The organism is Vagococcus humatus, from assembly GCF_003950325.1.
GTDB classification, from domain to species: domain Bacteria; phylum Bacillota; class Bacilli; order Lactobacillales; family Vagococcaceae; genus Vagococcus_C; species Vagococcus_C humatus.
In genome coordinates this window covers 300416-317602 of the sequence record NZ_PXZH01000001.1, presented here as the reverse complement: position 1 = coordinate 317602, position 17187 = coordinate 300416, and the positions used below count along the sequence as shown (strand labels likewise).

Annotated in this window: 15 protein-coding genes and 1 riboswitch; of the genes, 1 reads left to right on the top strand and 14 read right to left on the bottom strand. The window is 37.4% G+C overall.

All coding sequences use genetic code 11. From position 1 onward, the window contains the following. Nucleotide 1: 1 nt before the first annotated feature. From C7P63_RS01540 to C7P63_RS01530, 3 genes are all read right to left on the bottom strand, one after another. A complete protein-coding gene (locus tag C7P63_RS01540; RefSeq protein ID WP_125942398.1) occupies nucleotides 2–775 on the bottom strand; it encodes an ABC transporter ATP-binding protein in 774 nt (257 codons plus the stop codon). 111 nt (nucleotides 776–886) lie between these two features. After that, on the bottom strand, nucleotides 887–2809 hold the full coding sequence (feoB, locus tag C7P63_RS01535; RefSeq protein ID WP_125942397.1) for a ferrous iron transporter B: 1923 nt from the start codon (nucleotides 2807–2809) through the stop codon (nucleotides 887–889). Further along, on the bottom strand, nucleotides 2809–3045 hold the full coding sequence (locus C7P63_RS01530; RefSeq protein ID WP_125942396.1) for a FeoA family protein: 237 nt from the start codon (nucleotides 3043–3045) through the stop codon (nucleotides 2809–2811). The genes feoB and C7P63_RS01530 overlap by 1 nt, the downstream gene beginning before the upstream one ends. 422 nt (nucleotides 3046–3467) lie before the next feature. Between C7P63_RS01530 and nhaC the strand changes: the two genes are divergently transcribed. Beyond that, nucleotides 3468–4886, top strand: coding sequence for a Na+/H+ antiporter NhaC (nhaC, locus tag C7P63_RS01525; RefSeq protein WP_125942395.1), 1419 nt, complete (start codon nucleotides 3468–3470; stop codon nucleotides 4884–4886). 69 nt (nucleotides 4887–4955) lie between these two features. Here nhaC and C7P63_RS01520 read toward each other — a convergent pair whose 3' ends face one another. The 11 genes from C7P63_RS01520 to dnaJ form a co-directional block, all read right to left on the bottom strand. Further along, nucleotides 4956–5819: a bifunctional 5,10-methylenetetrahydrofolate dehydrogenase/5,10-methenyltetrahydrofolate cyclohydrolase gene (locus tag C7P63_RS01520; RefSeq protein ID WP_125942394.1), complete on the bottom strand. Its 864-nt coding sequence runs from the start codon at nucleotides 5817–5819 to the stop codon at nucleotides 4956–4958. Nucleotides 5820–5831: 12 nt separating this feature from the next. After that, the gene (locus tag C7P63_RS01515) at nucleotides 5832–6398 is read right to left on the bottom strand and encodes a 5-formyltetrahydrofolate cyclo-ligase (RefSeq protein ID WP_125942393.1); all 567 of its coding nucleotides are present in this window, start codon (nucleotides 6396–6398) and stop codon (nucleotides 5832–5834) included. Nucleotides 6399–6423: 25 nt separating this feature from the next. Beyond that, complete coding sequence (locus C7P63_RS01510) at nucleotides 6424–8100, bottom strand: formate--tetrahydrofolate ligase (RefSeq protein WP_125942392.1); 1677 nt, start codon at nucleotides 8098–8100, stop codon at nucleotides 6424–6426. Nucleotides 8101–8214: 114 nt separating this feature from the next. Next, nucleotides 8215–9648 carry an aminomethyl-transferring glycine dehydrogenase subunit GcvPB gene (gene gcvPB / locus C7P63_RS01505; RefSeq protein ID WP_125942391.1) on the bottom strand — a complete coding sequence of 478 codons (1434 nt, stop codon included), beginning with the start codon at nucleotides 9646–9648 and terminating at the stop codon, nucleotides 8215–8217. After that, nucleotides 9648–10967, bottom strand: a complete 1320-nt coding sequence (gcvPA, locus tag C7P63_RS01500) for an aminomethyl-transferring glycine dehydrogenase subunit GcvPA (protein ID WP_125942390.1) — start codon at nucleotides 10965–10967, stop codon at nucleotides 9648–9650. Before gcvPA ends, gcvPB begins: the two co-directional genes overlap by 1 nt. 2 nt (nucleotides 10968–10969) lie before the next feature. Beyond that, nucleotides 10970–11356 carry a glycine cleavage system protein GcvH gene (gene gcvH, locus C7P63_RS01495; protein ID WP_125942389.1) on the bottom strand — a complete coding sequence of 129 codons (387 nt, stop codon included), beginning with the start codon at nucleotides 11354–11356 and terminating at the stop codon, nucleotides 10970–10972. A gap of 50 nt (nucleotides 11357–11406) precedes the next feature. Then, on the bottom strand, nucleotides 11407–12498 hold the full coding sequence (gcvT, locus tag C7P63_RS01490) for a glycine cleavage system aminomethyltransferase GcvT (protein WP_125942388.1): 1092 nt from the start codon (nucleotides 12496–12498) through the stop codon (nucleotides 11407–11409). A gap of 191 nt (nucleotides 12499–12689) precedes the next feature. Next, nucleotides 12690–12800, bottom strand: a riboswitch (glycine riboswitch). A gap of 187 nt (nucleotides 12801–12987) precedes the next feature. Continuing rightward, nucleotides 12988–13548, bottom strand: coding sequence for a DUF2179 domain-containing protein (locus C7P63_RS01485; RefSeq protein ID WP_125942387.1), 561 nt, complete (start codon nucleotides 13546–13548; stop codon nucleotides 12988–12990). Between the two features lie 136 nt (nucleotides 13549–13684). After that, nucleotides 13685–14812 (bottom strand): alanine racemase, encoded by a 1128-nt coding sequence (alr, locus tag C7P63_RS01480; protein WP_125942386.1) that lies wholly within the window; start codon nucleotides 14810–14812, stop codon nucleotides 13685–13687. A 133-nt stretch (nucleotides 14813–14945) separates the two neighbouring features. Next, a complete protein-coding gene (locus tag C7P63_RS01475; RefSeq protein ID WP_125942385.1) occupies nucleotides 14946–15896 on the bottom strand; it encodes a metal ABC transporter substrate-binding protein in 951 nt (316 codons plus the stop codon). A gap of 126 nt (nucleotides 15897–16022) precedes the next feature. After that, nucleotides 16023–17183, bottom strand: a complete 1161-nt coding sequence (gene dnaJ / locus C7P63_RS01470; protein ID WP_125942384.1) for a molecular chaperone DnaJ — start codon at nucleotides 17181–17183, stop codon at nucleotides 16023–16025. Nucleotides 17184–17187: the final 4 nt, after the last annotated feature.

The window sequence follows — 17187 nt, the reverse complement described above, 5'->3', positions numbered from 1 at the left end:
ACTAATCCACCTGACTTTCTTCAGCCACTTCCAAGTGCGCCAACACTGCTAAAATATCTTGGTAAAATTCTTGACGGCTTCCTTTTCTATTTAATTCGCGGTAAATTTTCCCATCTTGGATAAACAAAATCCGTTGACAATAACTAGCACTAAATGGATCATGGGTTACCATCAGAATAGTCGTCCCATAGTCCTCATTTAACTCTTTTAACGCTTCTAATAAGTTTTTAGCATTTTTAGAATCTAGGGCACCGGTTGGCTCATCTCCTAATAAGATTTTAGGATTGTGAACCAAAGCTCTAGCTGCAGCAACTCGCTGTTTTTGCCCCCCAGACACTTCGGTAGGATAGTTGCTTAAAATTCCTTCAATATCTAATACTTGAGCAATTTTTTTCACCGCTTGAGTACTATTTCTTAAAGACAACCCTTGTAAAGATAAGGGTAAAGCGATATTTTGTTCCATAGTTAAATTTTCTAATAAGTTAAAATCTTGGAAAATAAATCCAATATTTTTTGCCCGAAAATCAGTTAATTCGCTATCTTTTAAGCCACTTAAACTTTCTCCCCCAATTTGAATATCCCCATTAGTAGGTGTATCTAAAGCAGATAATAAATTAAGTAAGGTGGTTTTACCTGAACCAGATGGCCCCATTACTCCGACAAATTCTCCTTCTTTTACTTCAAAATTAATATCTTTTAAGGCTTCGTATTGTTTTTCATTTTTCTTTCCGTAAACTTTTCTAATATGTTTTGCTTCTAAAACGATTTCTCGCATCTCTTTTTCCTCCAAGTCTTGATCTTAACCTTATTGTACGGAAAAAAATAAAAAAACTCCTTAGATATGCCTTACATATCTAAGGAGTTATCTAACAATTTTGTCACATGGTTATACTAAGTGAAACATTCTAGCAAGAAATATCGTTAAAATAGTCACACCAACTCCAGTTAACGTTGGAACGATAAAGGACATCCAAGTCCATTTCACACTTTTCGTTTCTTTGTAAATAGTTAACAACGTAGTCGAACATGGCCAGTGATAAATAGTAAACAGTAACATGTTCATAGCTGTTAACCAAGTCCAACCATTAGTTAATAATAACTGCTTAAACTCAGCTAATGAACTAAAATCAGTAATCGTACTAGAGGATAAATACCCCATAATCATAATAGGTATCACAATTTCATTAGCTGGTAGTCCTAGAATAAAGGCCATTAAAATAGTCCCATCTAAGCCCATAAGTTGAGCAAGAGGATCCACAAAATACGTTACCCACTGTAAAATAGTTTGACCTGACACATGAACATTAGCCATGACCCAAATTAATAAACCAGCCGGGGCTGCCACAATCATCGCCCGCCATAAAACAAATAAAGTTCTGTCAAAAATAGAGCGGACAATCACTTGCCCAATTTGAGGTTTCCTAAAAGGCGGTAATTCTAAAGTAAAAGAAGAAGGCATCCCTTTTAATAAGGTATTAGATAACAATCTTGATACATAAAAAGTGGTAAATACTCCTAATAAAATAACAAAAGTTAAAAAAATAGCTGACAGAAGTGACCCAGTTAAACTAGCCTGACTTCCGGTAAAAAACATCGTAATCACCGCAATTAAAATAGGAAAACGACCATTACAAGGCACAAAATTATTAGTCACAGTCGCAATTAACCGTTCTCTTGGCGAGTCAATAATTCGTGTTCCCACTACTCCTGCTGCATTACAGCCAAATCCCATACACATAGTTAAAGCCTGTTTCCCGCAAGCCCCTGCCTTTTGAAAATGTTTATCTAAATTAAAGGCTACTCGAGGCAAATAACCAAAATCTTCTAGTAAGGTAAAAATAGGGAAGAAAATTGCCATAGGAGGTAACATCACCGAAATAACCGTGGATAATACTTTATAAAGACCATTAATCAGCATATCTTGTAGCCACTTAGTCATCCCTAACTGAGTCGTTACCACTAATAACCAATCTCCAAACCGGTTAAACATATCGGCTAATAAATCGGAAGGCACATTGGCTCCCTCAATGGTAAACCAAAACACAGACAGTAATAACAGCAGCATAATAGGAATACCTGTGGATTTTTGGGTTAATAGTTTATCTAGTTGACGGTCACGTTGGTCATAGTCTGCTTTTCTGTAAGTGACCACTTGTTTAGCTATACTACTTGCCTGATCTAACAAAGCAAATACTTCCTTTTCTGGATCTTCATGCAAACTGCGAAGAGCTTCTAACATGTAAGGGTTACTTGCCACTTCTCCAAAGGCAACTTGCCGAACAGCTTCCATTAATTCCTCTATTCCCTCTTTTTTAACTGCCGAGGTCCCGACTACTGGTACGCCTAATAACTCTTGTAGCTTAGGCAAATCAATGGCAATTTTTTTACTGCGAGCTTCGTCCATCAAATTGACACATACGACTACTTTTTCAGTGATTTGCATAATTTGTAAGACTAAATTTAAATTTCTCTCCAAACTAGTCGCGTCACAAACTACTACAGTTAAATCAGAATCTGGGGAATGAATGAAATCTCTTGCCACTTCTTCTTCAGCTGAATGGGCAATTAACGAATAAGTGCCAGGTAAATCTACTAATACATAGCGCTGATTTTTATAGGTGGTAGTTCCCTGAGCTAAATCCACTGTTTTCCCTGGCCAATTCCCAGTATGTTGTCTCATACCAGTTAATTCGTTAAAAACAGAACTTTTCCCTACGTTAGGATTACCTGCTAAAGCAATCACTTGATCAGTTGGTGCTTGTTTATCTACTACAAACCTATCTGCTGTTTGTTCTTCCTCATACACCATTATTTTCCCTCCTCTTTAATCTGAATATATTGAGCATCACTATTTCGAAGGGCAACAGTGGTGCCTCTTACTCGGTAAGCCACCGGATCTTGATGAGGACTCACTAATACTTTTTCAACAGTGGTTCCTGGATAAAAGCCTAAATCAAATAAACGTCTTTCCATTCCCTCATCTGGATGATTGACAGAAGTAATCACTGCATGCTGATTTAATTTCATATTTAATAGCGTTATCATAGGCTATACATCTCCTTTTTAGGTTTGCCTAAAACTTATTTTACTCTTCTTTTATATCAGTGGCAATCTTTATCTAGCTAAATTTTTCATAAAAAACTCTTGACATTTTAAAAATTAAATGAGATAGTTTTAATCAATCTATTATATATATATTTTTTGTAAAGCTGCCAGTAGCACACTATTTCAGAGATAAGAGAATTGACGGTTGGTGCAAGTCAAGCAGAATAGTGCCTGTGAATTACAACATGCTTGTTTCTTACAAAAAGGTTAGTGAACCGATATCTTCACGTAAAGGAAATCATTTGATTCGATCATTAAATGATTTTAAACCCGGGTGGTACCACGATCGTTATAAGTCGTCCCAGTCAACTTCATTGTTGGCTGGGACTTTTTGCATTCTACAAACAGAAAGGATCATCATAATGACTACTAAACACAAATTTTTCGAATCACTTAGTTTATTTCTTGTTATTATTTGTCTAATCGCCTTTAGTGTGATTGGCTTACACTTATCTCCTTTAGTTCCTATTTTAGTTAGCCTTGCCTTTATTATTTTTTGGGCGAGATGGAAAAAGTTTTCTTGGCAAACCATTCATTTAGGGATTGAAGAAGGAATTCAAACAGGGATTGTGCCTATTTTAATTTTTATTTTAATTGGGGCATTGATTGCTAGTTGGATTGCAGCTGGGATTATTCCAGCTATGATGGTAGTTGGTTTTAAACTACTTCGCATTGACTTTTTTATTCCTGCTAGTTTTGTGGTGTGTGCCATTGTAGGAACCTCAATTGGCAGTGCCTTTACTACGGTGTCAACAATTGGCTTAGCCCTACTTGGTATGGGGGTGTCACTAGGCTTTAATCCCCCTCTCGTTTCCGGGGCTATTATTTCTGGAGCTGTTTTTGGCGATAAAATGTCTCCTCTTTCTGATACTACCAACCTTGCTGCAGCTATTGCTGAAGTCGATTTATTCAGTCATATTAAAAACATGATGTGGACAACTGTACCAGCTTTTATCTTATCTTTGATTGCTTTTTTCTTATTTGGAAGAGCCAATCATCCGGCAGTCACTACTAATACTGTAAAAGAGCTATCTTCTGTACTGACAACAAATTTCTCAATCGGTTGGTGGTCTTTTTTACCTATTTTGTTCATGGTTGTTTGTTCCATAAAAAAAATACCAGCTATCGCTACCTTACTGTTAAATATTTGCCTGTCTTTAACCCTAGTCAAAATAACCAATCCCAAAACCTCTTTACAACAATTGGTTCAGATGATTGAATCTGGTTATATTTCTAAAACTGGGTCAAAAACCATTGATACCTTGTTAACTCGAGGAGGGATTAGCAGCATGATGGGGGCTGTTTCCCTCATTCTTGTAACCTTAGCTTTAGGTGGACTCCTTATGAAATTTGAAATTATTCAACATTTAATGGCACCAATTACTAAAAAATTAACTTCAGCGACTCGGCTAATTACTGCTACTATCTTAGCTGGCTTTCTAGCCAATATCATGATTGGGGAACAATACTTATCCATTATTTTACCAGGGAATGCTATGAAACCTGCTTTTAAACAATCTAATGTGCAATCTCTGTCCCTTTCACGAGCCTTAGAAGATGCAGGAACTGTGTTAAACTGTCTCATTCCTTGGGGAGTAAGTGGCACATTTATGGCAAATACCCTAGGCGTTCCTACTCTGTCTTACTTACCTTTTACCTTCTTTGTCTTACTTTGTCCAATTTTATCCATTCTTTCGGGAGTGACTAATATCGGGATTCAGTACAAAGAAGAACCTAAACCAACTAATTCCCCTCTTGTTTCAACTGGGACTAATCAGTAAAAAAAACATCCTAGTGTTAGAATAACCTAACACTAGGATGTTTCATATTAATAAGCTAAATTAAATCTGTTAAACAGATACTAACTGAGAACTTTCTTGTAATTGATAGGATTTTAACACATGACTAGCTAGTACAGTATTCGTCACAGTCCCCACTCCACCAGGTACTGGCGTAACACCTGCCACTATTTCTTTGACTGGTTCATAGGAAACATCTCCTACAAGTTCTCCTTTGTCATTCACATTAATCCCTACATCAATCACGATCATCTTCTCATTCACATGCTCGGTGCCTACTAACCCAGCCACTCCTGTAGCAGTAATTAGCACATCACACTCTTTTGTTTCTTTTGGCACATCTTGAGTAAATTCATGACACACAACAACAGTTGCCCCTCGTTTAACAAGCATTAACGTTAAGGGTTTACCAATGACCATACCAAACCCAATCATCGCCACTTTTTTTCCTTTTAAGTCTATACCTGTATAATCTAAAATCTCCATACAAGCTTGAGCCGTACAAGGCACAAAGCGGGAATAATCATCTTGATACAGTTTAGCCATATTGGCAGTACCAATACAGTCTACATCTTTTTCCGGACGAATTAGTTGATTTACTTTTTCATCAGTTAAATGTTTAGGTAATGGTTTTAACAGTAAAATACTGGTAACTTCTGGATTATCATTAATATCTTTAAACAGACTATCAAAATCGGCTTGGTTAATGTCTTCAGAAAAAACATAACTCGTGGTTTGAATACCTAATTTTCCCATAATCCGTTGACAAGACGTTTCATAAGACATTTGACTAGGATCATTTCCTACTCTTACAATGGCTAAGTTAGGTTGACTAGTCAGCTGTTTTAACTCTTCTGACAATTTTTCTCTTAATGGTTGACTTACATCTTTCCCTCTTAATACTTGTGCAGTCATTAATAGGCCCTCCTATGTTTGGCTAAATTCTTTAACAAGCTCCTCTGTAACTAAACAATTGACTGGTAAATCATGACTTTCTCTTGGCACATTGTCAACAAGTAATTCTTTTCGGCACATCAGTAATCGGTACATCCCACTTCTGTTTAAATAGCGGTCATAAAACCCTCCGCCATAACCTAGTCGGTAACCATTTAAGTCCGCGGTTACACAAGGAATTAATCCGACATCAATATCAGTTGGCTCAATTTTGTTCATTTCTGCTTTTGGTTCTAAAATATCGTATTTGCCAGGCTCTAAATCCGCTAATGAATGAATTTCAAAAGCATCCATCACCCCAAGTTTATAACACTTTGGCACACAAATTCTTTTGCCACTAGCTAACAGTTCTTCAATCAGTTGTTGGGTATTGATTTCATTAGCCATTCCAACATAACAAAAAATCATCTTGGCTTCTTTTATTTTGGCATGTTGGTGAACGTGTTTAAAAATCTGTTGATCCGCTTCTTGGCAATAAGCTTGAGATAACTGAGTGGCTTTGGCTAATTGTTCCTTTCGGATAAGTTTTTTGTCAGTCATTTATATCCCTCGTTGCTTTTTTCTTTTAGAATAAACCTGTAATCGTTCCTTCATCTGTTACATCAATATGGTTAGCTGCCGGTACTTTTGGTAAACCAGGCATAGTCATCACTGTTCCTGTATATACCACAATAAAACCAGCCCCTGCTGAAACTTTCACATTTTGCACATCCACATCAAAATCAGTTGGGCGACCTAATAGTTTTGGATCATCTGAGAAAGAGTATTGGGTTTTCGCCATACAAATAGGTAAATGGCCAAAGCCTAGTTTTTCTAATTTCGCTATTTCTCGTTTTGCTATTTTAGATAAATTAACTTGACGTCCTCCGTATACTTTTTGTACCACTGCATTAATTTTTTCAGTAATAGATGCTTCGTCTTCATAAACAAAGGATAAGCCACCTGTGTGTTCATCACATAAGCGAACCACTTCTTCAGCTAAAGCAACGCCACCTTGGCCGCCTTTACCCCAAACATCAGATAAAACAACATTAACCCCAAGTTCTTGACATTTATCTTCTATTAATTGTAACTCTTCTGGATCATCTGTTGGGAATTTGTTAATCGCTACAACAGTAGGTAGTCCGTAAACCTCTTGGGCATTTTCGATATGTTTAAGTAAGTTAGGCAAACCTTTTTCAAGGGCCACTAAATCTTTTTGCCCTAATTCTTTTTTATCTAACCCACCATGCATTTTAAGTGCTCGAACTGTGGCTACTAAAACTAAAGCTGAAGGAGCAATGCCTGCTTTCCGGCATTTAATATCAATAAATTTCTCCGCTCCTAAATCTGCTCCAAAACCTGCTTCTGTAATAACATAATCAGCTAAATTCATCGCTGTTTTAGTCGCAATCACACTGTTACAACCGTGGGCAATATTAGCGAATGGGCCACCGTGAATAATGGCTGGATTGTGTTCCAAAGTTTGAACTAAGTTAGGTTTCATCGCTTCTTTTAGTAAGGCAGCCATTGCCCCTTCTGCTTCTAAGTCATGAGCGGTAACTGGTTCATTTTGATGAGTATAACCAATAATCATCTCACCTAATTTTTCTTTCAAGTCGTGTAAGTCTTCTGCTAAACATAGCACTGCCATAATTTCAGAAGCTACTGTGATTTCATAGCCGTCTTCTCTAGGAACTCCGTTAGTTCGTACACCTAAGCCCCCAATAATTGTCCGCAATTGACGGTCATTCATGTCCACACAGCGTTTCCAAGTAATTCGTTTCACATCAATATCTAGCGCATTTCCTTGATAGATATGGTTATCAATTAAAGCGGCTAGTAAATTGTTCGCTGCGCCGATCGCATGGAAATCACCAGTAAAGTGTAAGTTAATGTCTTCCATTGGGACAACTTGGGCATATCCTCCCCCTGCTGCGCCACCTTTAACACCAAAGACTGGACCTAATGAGGGTTCACGTAAAGCCACAATGCTCGATTTTCCAATCTGATTCATCGCGTCACCTAAGCCAACAACTGTAGTAGTTTTTCCTTCTCCAGCTGGTGTTGGCGTAATGGCAGTCACTAAAACAACTTTAGCTTGGTTTTCCCGCTGTGGAATTAACGCTGGGTCAATTTTTGCTTTGTAGTTACCATATAGCTCGATTTCTTTACGAGTTAAATGTAATTTTTCTGCTACTTCTTCAATATTTTTCATCTCTGTTTGCTGTGCAATTTCAATATCTGATAAAATTTTTCCCATGTTATTTCCTCCGATTAATGTTCTCTTCAACAGAAAAGTCGTCACAAGTTTATTGAGTAATTTCAACATACTTACTGACGACTTCCCCCTTTATTTTAACTGATTTTTACTTAATTAACTAAATTCGTAACGAATTTTTGGATTTCTAGCAGCTCCTACTTCATCTACCCGTCTAATTGGCGTATTAGCTGGTGCTGCGTGAACTTTTTCTGGTTGTTTATAAGCATCTTCATAGATTTGGCGGTAAACTTTAATCGCTTCATCTAAGGTTTCTTTTGATTCGGTTTCTGTTGGTTCTACCATTAAAGCTTCAGGTACAATCATTGGGAAGTACATAGTTGGTGGATGCATTTCATGTTCTAAAATAGATTTAGCTACATCTAAAGCTGAAACCCCTGTATCTTTTTTAATTTTTTCTACAGACATAACAAACTCATGCATACAAATACCACCGTAAGGCACTTCGTATAAGTCTTCTAAATGATGTTTCATATAGTTAGCATTTAACACTGCGTTATGAGCTGCTTCTGGAATACCTTCTTTACCTAAGTACAAGATATAAGTAAGAGCTCTAACTAACACTAAGAAGTGACCATAAAAACCTTTCACACTGCCGATTGTTTGACTTGGTGTTGTAAATTCTACCCCTTTTTCTGTTGCCACTGGGTAAAACTTAGGTAAGAATTCTTTTAAGAAAGCTTTACAGCCAATCGGTCCACAGCCAGGTCCTCCCCCGCCGTGCGGAGTTGAGAAGGTTTTATGAATGTTTAAATGGACAATGTCAAAGCCCATATCTCCTGGTCTAACTACTCCCATAATTGGGTTCAAGTTAGCACCGTCATAGTAGTTCAACCCACCTGCATCATGAATGATTTTAGTGATTTCAGTAATGTTTTTATCAAAAATTCCGACTGTGTTAGGGTTAGTTAACATTAAACCGGCTGTATCTTCTCCTACCACCGCTTTTAATGCTTCTAAATCCACACAACCTGCTTCATCTGAAGGCACATTCACAATTTCAAAACCAACCATTGAAGCACTAGCTGGGTTAGTTCCGTGAGCAGAGTCTGGCACAATAATTTTATGACGTTTACTGTCCTTTCTTGACTCATGATAAGCTTTAAACATAAGTAAAGCCGTAAATTCACCGTGAGCTCCTGCTGCTGGTTGGAAAGTCATGTGATCCATGCCAGTGATTTCCCCTAGTAATTTTTCAGATTCAGTAAATACTTCCAAAGCACCTTGAATCGTATCTAAAGGTTGTAGAGGATGAAGGTTGGCAAAGCCTGGTAAAGCTGCCATTTCATCGTTAATTTTTGGATTGTATTTCATCGTACAAGAACCTAGTGGATAAAAACCATCATTAACTCCGTGAGCTTGTTTAGCTAATTCAGTATAATGACGACTAATATCAGGTTGACTCACTTCAGGTAAATGAAGCTCACTTTCTCTTTTAAAGGCTTCTGGAATAGCTACCTCTGGCACGTCTAAATCTGGAATCATTTGATTATAGCGGCCTGGTTTACTGCGTTCAAAAATCAATTCCATTATTGACACACCTCCTTTATCACAGCAATTAATTCATCCATTTGTTCTTTGGTATTCATCTCAGTTGCACACCATAACAGACCATTTTCTAACTCTAAACCGCCTAAAATGCCATGTTTAGCTAGTTGCTCCGTTAATTCTTTGGCAGGAACTGGACAAGTAGTCACAAACTCATGGAAAAATTCGCCGGGATAAACTCGGTCAAAGCCAGGTATTTCTGTTAATTGTTCTGCTAGATAATGGGCTTTAGCATAACTTTGATAAGCCGCATCTTGTAACCCTTTTGGCCCCATCACTGTCATATAAATAGAAGCAGTCAACGCACATAGAGCTTGGTTAGAACAAATATTTGATTTAGCTTTTTCTCTACGAATGTGTTGTTCTCTAGCTTGAAGAGTTAACACATATGCTCGGTTACCTTCCACATCTTCTGTTTCCCCAACAATTCTACCAGGTAAAGACCGAAGATTTTTCTCAGTTGTTGCCATAAAGCCTAAGTAAGGGCCTCCAAATGACATTGGTAAGCCTAGAGGTTGGCCTTCGCCAATCGCAATGTCTGCTCCGTATTCTCGAGCAGTTTTAGTCAAAGCGGCTGCCATTGGGTTAACACTTAAAATATACTGACTCTTATTTTGATGAACCTGTTCACCAATTTCTGTCGCTTCTTCCATTAACCCATAATAGTTAGGTTGTTGGACTAATACTCCAGCAACTTCTTTGGTTAATAATGTAGTTAAAGCGGCTTGATCTATACGGCCATTTACTTCAGGAATTAATTCAATCTCAACATCTGAGCCATAAGCATAGGTTTTAATTGTTTCAATCGTCATCGGATGTAGGGTACTTGCTACTAAAACTTTATTTTTCTTACGTCCTACTACCATATTAACTGCTTCTCCTGCCGCAGAGGCTCCGTCATAAACAGAAGCATTCGCCGCATCCATCCCAGTTAACTCACAAATCATGGTTTGGAATTCGAAAATGGACTGTAAAATTCCTTGACTAATTTCTGCTTGGTAAGGTGTGTAAGCTGTCATAAACTCTTCTTTTCCAGCAATTTGTTTCACTAGTGAAGGGATATAGTGGTTATAGGCCCCTGCTCCTCTAAAAACACTAGAAAAAACAGTATTTTTATCTGCTAGCTCTGTTAAATGACGTCTTACTTCTAGTTCAGATTGTTTCGCTGGAATATTTAATTCTGTTACTTTTAAATCTTGAGGAACATCTACGTATAAGTCGTCTAATGAGGACAACCCTAATGTTTTAAGCATCTCTTGCTGTTCACTGGACGTTGCTGGAACGTATTTACCTAAACCCATGACTAAGCCTCCTCTTCGACTAGTTTTTCATATCCTTCCGCATCTAGTAATTCATCTGTTATTTCTGAAATGTTAGTGATTTCAACAATCCATGCTTCATAAGGTGCTTCATTCACTTTTTCAGGAGCATCGTCTAAGTCTTCATTGACTTTAGAAATTTCGCCTGTAACAGGTGAATAAACTTCTGAAACAGATTTAACAGATTCTACATCTGCAAATGAGTCTTCAATTTCAATGTCGTCTCCTTCTTCTGGTAAGTCAATGAAAACAATGTCTCCTAATTGTTCTTGTGCATAGTTTGTTAAACCAATTGTTGCTGTTTTACCGTCTTCAGAAAGTTTTACCCACTCATGATCTGCTGTATACTTTAATTCTTTTGGAAATGCCATTGTTATTCCTCCTAAAATATCTATTATTGTCTTTTATTTTTATTAATTACTTATTTCTCACGTTTATAAAAAGGTAATTTAACTACTTCAATTGGAATTCTTCTTCCTCTTACTTCAGCTTCTAATTGAGTCCCTGGTTCTGCATAAGCTTTATCAATAAGTAGAGAAGCGATTGGATAGCCTAATGTTGGTGAGTGACTACCAGATGTACTGATACCCACTTCTTCCTCGCCTGAGAAAATAGGAGCATGTTCTCTGACAATCCCTTTCCCTGTTACTTTTGCACCAATACGTGTCCGTGTTGGTTCACCTTTTTCAACTAAAGCGTCTTTTCCAATAAAGTGATCTTTCTTTAACTTAGTCGCAAATTTTAATTTTGCTTCTAATGGTGTAATTTCATCAGTTAATTCATTGCCATATAAAGGTAATCCTGCTTCTAGTCGCAGTGTATCTCTAGCACCTAATCCACATGGAATTAAACCTTCTTCTTTACCTGCTTCTAGTAGCTTATTCCAAACAGTTGTAGCGTCTTCATTTTTAAAATAAATTTCAAAGCCTAACTCGCCTGTATAACCTGTTTGAGAGATATCTACAGATACCCCGTCCAATGAACGATTTTCTAGGAAAGTATAGAACTTAGCTGGAATATCTTCTTCTTTCATTAATTTTTTAAGGATTTTTTCAGAGAGCGGTCCTTGTAATGCTAAAATAGCAATAGCATCTGATTGATCATTCATGAGACAGTCTCCTGTTAAATGTTGCTTAATCCAATTAGCATCTTTTTCTCGGTTAGCTGCATTTACAACTAACATGAATTTTTCATCGTTATATTTATAGACGATGAAGTCATCCACAATTCCACCTGCTTCATTACACATTAAGGTATATTTAACCTGACCTACCTCCATTGTTGAAAAATCATTAGATAGTAAGTTTTGAACGTTTTCTAAAGCATCTTTTCCTTCTAAGAAAATAGATCCCATATGTGAGACATCAAAAAGCCCTGCTTCATTTCGAACAGCTTCGTGTTCAATAATCAAACTAGTTGGCTTATAAGTAACGGGTAGTAAATACCCACCAAATGAAACCATCTTGCCTCCTAATTGGACATGCTGCTCATACAACGGTGTTTTTAATTCCATCCTTCAATCCTTCCTTTCTATGCTACTTTACTCTATCTTACCCTTTAATAAAAAAACAAGCAAACTTAAATCATTAAAAAATACAGAGAAACACACGGCTAAATAAGCCGCGGCTTCTCTGTAAAAAACCTGAGAGATTCCTTCTTTATTAAGAAGTTGCTCCTTCGGTGTATGTCTACTTTCCAGAGGTTAGTCATGCTACGGTCATGGGTACCTGAGATCTTCACAAATAACGTGCTAAAGCCATTTGTTTATTCCTTCGGTGTCAGTTTAATTTCCTTGAACTCTCCCATAGCAATCGTTCCATATGCTGTTTTTGATAACGCTTCCATTTCACAGATTTATTATATAGTTTTAAAAAATAAAAGTCAAGATAATTTAATGCAATTCACATAAACACTTGTGAATAACGTAACAATCACCTTGACTTCCTAAAAAATTCATTTGTTATAAAGCTTTTATTCTTTGTTTCATTTGTGAACAACAACACTATTCGTTATTTTTATTTTTAAGTGGTTGTTGATTTTGACGTTTAATTTTCTTTGTCCAAAAACCGCCCCGTATATATTTAGGCTCATGTGAAATAACAAAAGCTTTCGGTTCAATCGAATCGATTAATTGATAAAGATTCCGCTCATTTTTTCTAGAACTTAAAATCTCCATAATCATTCTTTCACCTTCTAAACCATAGCCATATGTCACCGTCACACCGTAACCTTCCTCCCGAATTTTTTTTGGAATGTCACTATTTACATCCGGGATCATCGCCGTCACCATAATATAGCCTAACGCTAACTTATCTTCTAAATGAATACCAACTGCTATCCCAGCCCCGTACCCTAGAGCATAGGCTAACAGATTAAACACATTGTCTAACTGCTGCAGCACCATGCCTAGTCCTACCACATAAATCGTGATTTCAAACATACTGACCAAAGGAGCAATATAGCGGTAGCCTTTCATAGTTAACATCATTCTTAAAGTATTAAGAGTAATATACGTAAAGTTAATCGTAAAAATAATAGCTAAATCTTTAAAATCAAGGGTCATGACCTCACCTCCTAGTTATTACCTATCTAGTTCAGCCAGACAACACTTTTTTCTATTAAAGCTGTTAGTATTAACCACTAAATTGCGACTTTAACTTGGACCTTAATTCGACTATCTGTCCTTTTAATGCTTTAGTTTAATGAGTATAAACCAGTGGAACGCGCTCTGAAAGCACACAAGGGATTTCATAATTAATACTGCCAATGTGTTCGGCCCCTGCTTGAAGAGAAATAACTTGTCCATTATTTTCACCAAAAATGGTTACTTTTGTTCCTTCTTCAAATTTTCTTGGCAAGCGAATCATGGATTGGTCCATGCAAACTCTCCCAACTATTTCGCAATACTCTCCGTCTACTAACACTGAAAAGCCTTGGAAGCGGCGGACAAAGCCATCGGCATAACCAATTGGAATAGTGGCAATCCATTCATTCTCCGTTGTTTCATAAGTTGCTCCGTAACCAATTTTTTCACCAGGCGCAACTTGTTTTACATGCACAATCATGGTCTCTAAACTCATGGCAGGTTCTAGTTCAAAAGGTGGTTCTAGTTCATCCCCTGAAGGATTAATTCCGTACATAGACGCACCAATCCGTACCATATTAGACTGCCAGTGATCATGCCAAAGTGTAGTGGCTGAATTAGCTGTATGTCTATATCGTACCCCATTTGGCACAATTTTCATAGCTTCAGCAAAGCGAGCTTGTTGTAATGCAAAGTAGCTCTCATCTTTTGAATCAGCTTTTGAAAAATGAGTAAAAACTCCCTCTAGCTCTAACAAAGTAGGATGAGCCTGAATAAAGTCGATAGCTTGTTTTAATTCCTCTACCTCTCTAAAACCAATCCGCCCCATTCCTGTATCGATGCCTAAATGAAGACGTAGTGGTAATTGACTAGGTTTATCTTCTATTAACTGGCGAGTAGCATGCTCTAGCCACTCATAGCTAGGCACAGTGACAGAAATACCTTCATCAGCTGCTGCTGCTCCGTAATAAGGAGGAATGACACCTAAAATCAAGATAGGTAAGGTAATGCCTGCCTCTCTTAATTCTAAGGCTTCATCTAATAAAGACACACAAAACCCGTTAACTCCTGCTTGAACGGCGATTTGAGCAGTCTGAACTGCTCCGTGTCCGTAACCATTTGCTTTCACTACTGCAAATACATCCACGTCATCCCCTACAAGTTTTTGATGTTTCTTAATATTATGATAAATAGCCTCTCTATTAATAATTGCTTTAGTTGGTCGTGTATATCCAATTGTCATAAAAATGACTCCTCCTATGTTCTCCGTTATCTTCTATTATGTTACTCTTTTCTTGACACTTGTGCTAGTTTTCTAATTGGCTTTAAAAAAGAATTAAAAAAGATAGCCTAACAAGGCTACCTTTTGTTAATCATTAATGAATGGATTCTTTTAATGCGGTTAAATTTTGTTCCATAATTTTTAGATAGTCTAATCCTTGTTTATTTTCTTTAGCAGATAAAGACTCTAACGTAGATAATTCTTTTAATTCTGCTCCCGTTGCCTCAGAAATTGTTTTAGCTACCTTGCTTGAAGAAAGAGCTTCTGTATAAATAATGTTCACCTGGTTTTCTTTTACAAACTTTTCCATTTTAGCTAGCGAGGCAGGACTTGGTTCTTGATCTGGAGAAATCCCTGCAATCGGTAATTGCGTTAAATTATAGCGTTTAGCTAAATAACCAAAGGCAGCATGTTGCGTAACAAAAACCCGTTGAGTAGCTCCTTTAAAAGCTGTTTGATAAGCTTGATCTAACTGAGTCAACTTTTCTTCATAGGCCTTAGCTTGAGTGGTTAAAACTGATTGATCTAGCTGAGACACACTTTTTAGCCCGTCTCGAATCTGCTGAACTTCTTGTTTAGCTAACACAGGATCTAGCCATACATGTGGATCGTATTCATGATGATGGTCTTTAGCGTGAGCGTGATCAGCTTCTTCTTCTAAACTGTCACTCCCTTTCGCTAAAGAAATCCCTTGACTTGCTTCAATCACTTTCACCTGACTTTTATCAATACTAGCTAAAACAGAGGGAACCCAGGTTTCCATTTCCTTAGAATTATAAACAAAAACATCGGCTTGCTGAATTTTAGCAATATCTTTTGGACTAGGTTCATAATCATGAGGTTCGACCGAGCCTTTAATCAGCATGGAAACCTCCCCTTCTTCTCCTACCACTTGCTTAGTAAAGTCATACATTGGATAAAAGGTGGTCACCACCTTAACTGATGGATGACTAGAAGATGTTTCCTTCTCTTTTTGACCACAGCTAGCTAAAATAAATAAAGCTAAAAGACTAAGGATAACACCGTATCGTTTTTTTCTTTTCATGTTAACACTCCTTTAATAATTTTAAATCGTAATGATTACTTTTTAGAGTATAAAGTATTTTGCTTATTTTCGCAAGCCATATACAAAAAAGAACTACCTAGCTCAGACTAAGTAGTTCTTTTCACTTTATTTTTTCTTTTTATCTTTGCCAGAAAAAGCATCTTTAAATTTATCAAAGAAACCCTCTTCTTGCTCCTGAACTTGTTGTCCACCAGAAGCTTCAGCAAAATCTTTTAAGGCTTGTTTTTGTTTATCGTTTAAGTTTTTCGGTGTAATCACTCTTACTGTCACTTGTTGATCCCCATTACCAGTTCCTCTTAACTTAGGCGCTCCTTTTCCTCTTAAACGGAAAGTCGTAGCAGTTTGTGTGCCTGCAGGAATTCTTAATTGAACTTTTCCGTGAACAGTTGGCACTTCCACTTCATCTCCTAAAGCAGCTTGAACAAAACTGATTGGTAAATCATAGTAAATAGTCGCTCCGTCTCGGTCAAAAATATTACTATCTTCAACATGGAAGACCACATATAAATCGCCGTAAGGGCCACCGTTAAACCCAGCCTCACCTTGTCCAGCTAAACGCATTTGTTGGCCGTCTTCTACCCCTTGAGGCACATTAACTAAGACGCTATGGCGTTTTTTAACTCGACCACTACCGTGACAAGTCTCACATTTGTCAGGAATAACTTTACCAGATCCTCCACACACATCACATGTTTGGCGGCTCATAACCCGACCAAGTGGGGTTTGTCTTTCCACATTAATGATCCCACTACCATGACATTTAGAACAAGTTTCAGGTTGTGTACCTGGTTTTGCACCAGAACCATGACAGGTGTCACAACTATCTTCTCGGTTAAATTTCACTTCTTTTTCAGCACCAAAAATCGCTTCTTCAAAAGTTAAATCCAAGGTGTACTGTAAATCTGATCCTTGTCTTGGGGCATTAGGATTGGCACTTCGACCACCGCCGCCAAAAAAGGATTCAAAAATATCTTCAAAACCGCCAAAACCACCGCCGCTAAATCCATCAAAGCCACCACCAAAGCCGCCTGCTCCAAAATTAGGATCAGTGCTTGCATGACCATATTGATCATAAGCTGCTCTTTTTTGTGAATCGCTTAATACTTCGTATGCTTCTGAAACTTCTTTAAACTTTTCTTCTGCATCCGGTTCTTTATTAATATCTGGATGATATTTTTTTGATAGTTTGCGGTAGGCTTTTTTTATTTCATCATCTGAAGCACTTTTGGAAACACCCAAAACTTCATAATAATCTCGTTTAGCCATTGGG